The following is a 4,913-nucleotide window of genomic DNA, read 5'->3' as shown; positions in this document are numbered from 1 at the left end:
CTTCTGGACCGCGTCCATGGCCAGAGCGCGGGCCGTGTCGACCGTCCGCTCGTCGAGGTCCGCGGCGGCTGCCGCCTCCCGCCCGTCCTCCGGCTCGTCCTCTCGCCGGTCTTCTCGGCCGTCGGCCGTCGCCGGCCGTCCGCGGCCGGTCGGCCGCTCAGCGGGCGGGGAGCTCGGACGGGCCGACGTGGCCGTCCAGCCAGTCCCTGAGGGGCTGGGAGACGCGCAGGAAGGCGGTGATCCGGCCGTAGGCGTCCGGGGTGCCCAGCCAGGGCTCCGGAGCCCACTCCTGCCACGCGACCAGTCCCTTGTGGCGGAGCAGTCCGATCCGCGGGTGGTCCTTGGGGTAGCCGCGCGGGGCGGACTTCAGCGAGTCCCGGCCGACCACCTGCGGCCCGGCCTTCCGGACCCGGGCGACCACCCGCTCCAGCTCGGCACCGGCGACGTCCTCGGCGACGGCCGTCCGGTACCGCTCCAGCTGGTCGGGGGCGAGCTGGTACATCCCGTTGCCGCAGGCCAGGCCGTCGGCGGAGAGCTGGACGTAGCCGCCGGCCGCCAGGTGGGCCCCGATGTGCGTCTTGTACGGGGACTTGTCGGCGCTGAACCGGACGTCGCGGTTGGGGCGGAAGATCTTCCCCGGCCCGAACTCGGGTTCCAGCTCGGCCAGCAGTCGCTCCATCGGCTCCCGTACGGCGTGCTCGTACCGGGCCTTGTGGGACTGCCAGAAGGTCTTGGAGTTGTCCGCCTCCAGGTGCTCGTAGAAGTCGAGCGCCTCGGCGGGCCAGCCATCGAAGGTCACCGCACCAGTATGTCGCCCGGTGTGTGGCCCGGGGCACAGCCCGCTCCCGTCGCCAGCCCCGCTACCGCTCGGTAGCATGCGGGCATGAGCAGCGCAGAGACCGCCACCACCGCCGCGCCGGACGCCCGCGCCGAGCGCCGCGCCAAGCGCATCGCCAAGAGCCTCACCGCCTTCGCCCGGCAGCACGGCGGCAGCGCCGACGGCGTCGTCGAGTACGTCGGCGCGGTCGCCACCCGCATCGTGGTGGTCGGCGCGGACGGCGCCTGGGGCGACCAGGTCGCGCCGAGCTACGCGGTCGGCCGCCGGGCCGCCGAGCTGGCCGGGGTCACCCTGCACGACTCCTTCGAGGGCGAGCTCGCCCTCAAGGTGAAGACCGGCCCGTACGAGTGGAAGCGCATGGCGGGCATCCAGATCGGCGGCTGATCCCGCCCCGGCCCGCGCGAAGGGCCCCGGTCCGTGGACGGAACCGGGGCCCTTCGCGCGTTCCCGGGGCGGGTCAGACCGAGGTGGTCTGCGGGGCCCGGGAGGTGCCGGTGTCGGTGGCCGACGCGGGGACCGCGCCCGCGGGGGTGTCCTCGTCCTCGCGGAGGCGGAGGGCCAGGGGGATGCGCAGGGCGGCGATCCAGGTCAGGGTGGCGCCCAGCATGTGGAGGCCGACCAGCACCTCCGGGACGTCGGTGAAGTACTGGACGAAGCCCAGTACGCCCTGGAGCAGCAGGATGACGAGCAGTTCGCGGGCCCGGGCCCGGGCGGCCGGCGGGGCCTTCACCGCGGCGAACACGAACAGCACCGCGACCGCGAGGCCGAGCGAGACGAACGCCAGGTCGGCGTGCACCTGGGCGAGGCGGTCGTAGTCGATCGGGATGCGCGGGACGAACTTGTTGTCCTTGGGCGTCCCCGGGTGGTGGCCGGCGCCGGTGACCAGCGTTCCGGCGGCCACCAGCAGTCCGATCACGCCGACCAGGACGTAGGAGAGCCGCTTGATGGGCTCGGCCACCAGCGGGCGGGCCGGGCCGTCGCCCTCCTTGGACCGCTCCCACATCTGCAGGGCGACCCAGACCAGGGCCATCGCGGCGATCAGGTGCAGCGCCACGGTGTACGGGTTGAGGCCGGTCAGCACGGTGATGCCGCCGAGCACGGCGTTGCTCATCACCAGCCAGAACTGGGCCCAGCCGAGCTTGCTGAGGCCGTGCCGCCAGGGCCGGTGGCAGCGGGCGGCCAGGATGGCCCAGCCGACCGCGGCGCTCAGGACGTAGGTGAGCATCCGGTTGGCGAACTCGATGACGCCGTGCAGGCCCATCTCGGGTGTGGGCGTCAGGCTCTCGTCGGTGCAGCGCGGCCAGGTGGTACAGCCGAGGCCGGAGGCGGTGAGGCGGACGGCGCCGCCGGTCACGACGATCACCACGCTCATCACCAGCGCGACGAGCGCGGCACGCCGGACCATGGCGGCGGAGGGCTTCCAGCGCTCGGCGAGCAGGGAGAAGGGGGTGGTCTTCAGCACGGCGTCCATGCTATGCGCCCTTACAGGCGATCTTCGGGCGGGGCAGGGGCCGACGGGGGAGTGGCGTCGCGCGGTGACGTGGTGAGCGGCAGGTTGATCTTCCCGCCTTGCCGCTACGGCAAACCCGCAGTCCGAACGGGAGGAGCAAAACGGACTGTTCGGGCAACCTGGTCATTGGTCTTGACCAATCACTCGTTTGGCCGAAAGAGTGCGGTTTGGTCCATACCTTTTTCGGGACCCCTCCCACACCCCCGCACGTAAGCGGAGATCCTGCACATGCGCATACCCGTACCCGCCGCTGCGCTCGCGCTCGGTGGATCCCTTGTCCTGGCCGGCCTCATCGCCCCGGCTGCCGCCCACGCCGCCGAGCCCGGCCAGCAGTGCCGGAACCTCGGAGTCGCCAACCTCTACGGGGAGTTCGTCGAGGGCGACGACACCCACACGCCGGACGCCGAGGGTGCGGTGGCGGTCGGCGGAAACGCCGACTTCACCGGCGGCTTCTCGGTCGGCCAGGAACTGACCGCGGACCAGGTGAAGGCGCTCCCCGGCGGCAACGCCCTGGTCGTCGCCGGTCGAGTGACCGGGCACAACACCCAGGTGATGAAGGGCAACGGCATCTACGGCTCCAAGGCCGAGGGCGCCGTCATCGACGCACACCAGGGCAAGATCAGCCAGGGTGCCTCGCCGATCGACTTCAAGGCCGAGTTCACCAAGCTGCGCGCCGCCTCCGTCCAGCTGGCCGCCGTGCCGCAGACCGCCGCCGCCAAGGTCGAGGCCCAGGGCCCGAAGCTCTACCTGACCAGCGGCGACGCCGCGTACAACAGCTTCACCGTCAGCGCGGCCACCCTCCAGGGCGCCACCGACATCTACCTGAAGGTGCCGGCGGGTTCGGTCACCGTGGTCAACGTGACCGGCGACTCGTACGACATGTCCGCCGCGAAGACCACCGGCTTCAACCTCTGGGACGAGGGCAAGAAGACCTACCTCCTGGACGACAAGCTGCAGAGCGCGCACGGCGGCGCGGTCCGCGCCAAGCTGCTCTGGAACTTCCCGACCGCGACCAAGGTGATCAAGAACGGCGCGGCCGCCTGGGCCGGCACCGTGCTGGCGCCGAACGCCGCGTTCTCCCTGAACACCCCGGGCGTCGGGGGCGCCAAGCCCACCGGTGGCGGCCCCGTCAACGGCTCGGTGATCGTCGCCTCGCTGACCGGCACCGCAGGCGCCGAGACGCACCACTTCCCGTTCACCGGCTGCCTGCCGGTGGTGACGCCGCCCACCACGCCGCCGACCACCCCGCCGCCGGTGGTGCCGACCGGTACGCCGTCCGCCACCACCACGCCGAGCACGCCGGGCTCCACCGGCACGCCGAGCGCTTCGGGCACGCCGTCGGCCACCCCGGGCACGCCGGGCGCCTCGGTGACCCCGGGCACCTCCGCGAGCCCGTCGGCGTCCGTCCCGGGCAGTGCCAGGCCGAGCGCGAGCGGTTCGGCCGGCCCGTCGGCCTCCGCCTCGGGTTCGGCAGCGGTGCCGGCCGCCTCGGCCTCCGCGAGCCCGTCGGCCGAGGCCAGCACCGGGGGCGGTCTCGCCCACACCGGTTCCGGCCCGGTCGTGCCGCTGGCGATCGGCGGCGCGGTCGTCATCGCCGCCGGTGGCGCGCTGGTGCTGGTCGCCCGTCGACGCAAGGCTGCCAACCAGGGCTGACCCTTTCGGTTCCGACCGATGCGGCACCCCCGGCGATCGATTCGGATCGCCGGGGGTCGCTGTTTTTCAGCCACTCTGACGGAGTTCATTCGAGTTTCGCCGAACCGCCGTCCTGCGAGGTCGCGGGTGTGATGGGCTGGTTCTTGCACATCCGAGGCCGGACGGACAGGCGAAATCCGGTCGTGCGGTGGGGTGTAGAGGGACACGGGGGTGCCGGTAGAGTCCCCCGGACAGCCGTAGCGGGCCACCGCTGATCCACTCGATTCGCCTGCTGCAGAAGACCGTCCGGAGGGGACAACGAAATGGCGCGACAGCGGCGGCAGATAGGCATCAGTAGCGCGGCACTCGCGGGGGCGGCGGTCACCGCAGTCCTGCTGCCCGTGGCCCTGGCCACCGGCGCCTCGGCGCACACGCCGGCCTGGAAGGTCACCTGCGACAAGATCGTGATCGACCTGGTCAACTACAGCGACAAGGCCGGCGTGAAGAACGCCGTCAGCCTCACCGTCGACGGTGAGAAGGTGCTGGACCAGAAGGAGTTCGGCAAGGAGTTCCACCAGACGTTCCCGGTGAAGGCGCACAACGCGCCGATCAGCGCCACCTTCGTGGTGACCACCACCGAGGACCCGAAGAACAACGACTGGAACAAGACGGAGACGAAGACGATCGAGGTCTGCGCGACCCCGACTCCTACGCCGACGCCGACTCCCACGCCCACCCCGACTCCCACCCCGACGCCGACGCCGACTCCTACGCCGACGCCGACTCCCACCCCGACTCCCACGCCTACGCCGACTCCCACGCCGACTCCCAGCCGGACGGCGACCCCCACCCCCACCCCGCCCCCCCCCCCCCCAACCCACCCCCCCCCCCCCCCCCCCCCCCGCCCCCTCCCCCCCGCCCCCACCCACCCCG

Annotated in this window: 5 protein-coding genes; 3 read left to right on the top strand and 2 right to left on the bottom strand. The window is 72.5% G+C overall.

Annotation, left to right across the window (positions count from 1 at the left end; translation table 11 throughout):
• Window positions 1–157: 157 nt before the first annotated feature.
• Window positions 158–799 (bottom strand): DUF2461 domain-containing protein, encoded by a 642-nt coding sequence (locus ACFWOG_RS39525; RefSeq protein WP_329948634.1) that lies wholly within the window; start codon window positions 797–799, stop codon window positions 158–160.
• 84 nt (window positions 800–883) lie between these two features.
• On the opposite strand from ACFWOG_RS39525, the gene ACFWOG_RS39520 reads away from it, so the two are divergent.
• Window positions 884–1,222: a hypothetical protein gene (locus tag ACFWOG_RS39520; protein WP_329876355.1), complete on the top strand. Its 339-nt coding sequence runs from the start codon at window positions 884–886 to the stop codon at window positions 1,220–1,222.
• Between the two features lie 73 nt (window positions 1,223–1,295).
• Here the strand turns inward: ACFWOG_RS39520 and ACFWOG_RS39515 are convergent, their stop codons facing one another.
• Window positions 1,296–2,309 (bottom strand): COX15/CtaA family protein, encoded by a 1,014-nt coding sequence (locus ACFWOG_RS39515; RefSeq protein WP_329948635.1) that lies wholly within the window; start codon window positions 2,307–2,309, stop codon window positions 1,296–1,298.
• Window positions 2,310–2,576: 267 nt separating this feature from the next.
• Here ACFWOG_RS39515 and ACFWOG_RS39510 point away from each other — a divergent pair, with 267 nt between their 5' ends.
• Window positions 2,577–4,001 (top strand): choice-of-anchor A family protein, encoded by a 1,425-nt coding sequence (locus tag ACFWOG_RS39510; protein WP_380364458.1) that lies wholly within the window; start codon window positions 2,577–2,579, stop codon window positions 3,999–4,001.
• A gap of 302 nt (window positions 4,002–4,303) precedes the next feature.
• Window positions 4,304–4,913 (top strand): hypothetical protein (locus tag ACFWOG_RS39505; protein WP_380364456.1); only part of this gene is annotated, 610 nt, incomplete at its 3' end.

Origin of the sequence: Kitasatospora sp. NPDC058406, assembly GCF_042722765.1 — a bacterium.
Lineage (GTDB): Bacteria > Actinomycetota > Actinomycetes > Streptomycetales > Streptomycetaceae > Kitasatospora.
Note: the sequence above shows the minus strand (reverse complement) of the source record. Positions and strands in the feature narration are given on the sequence as shown.

Coding starts and splice junctions, on each gene's coding strand:
- ACFWOG_RS39515 (WP_329948635.1), bottom strand. CDS start 2,309: ATGGACGCCGTGCTGAAGACCACCCCCTTCTCCCTGCTCGCCGAGCGC.
- ACFWOG_RS39520 (WP_329876355.1), top strand. CDS start 884: ATGAGCAGCGCAGAGACCGCCACCACCGCCGCGCCGGACGCCCGCGCC.
- ACFWOG_RS39510 (WP_380364458.1), top strand. CDS start 2,577: ATGCGCATACCCGTACCCGCCGCTGCGCTCGCGCTCGGTGGATCCCTT.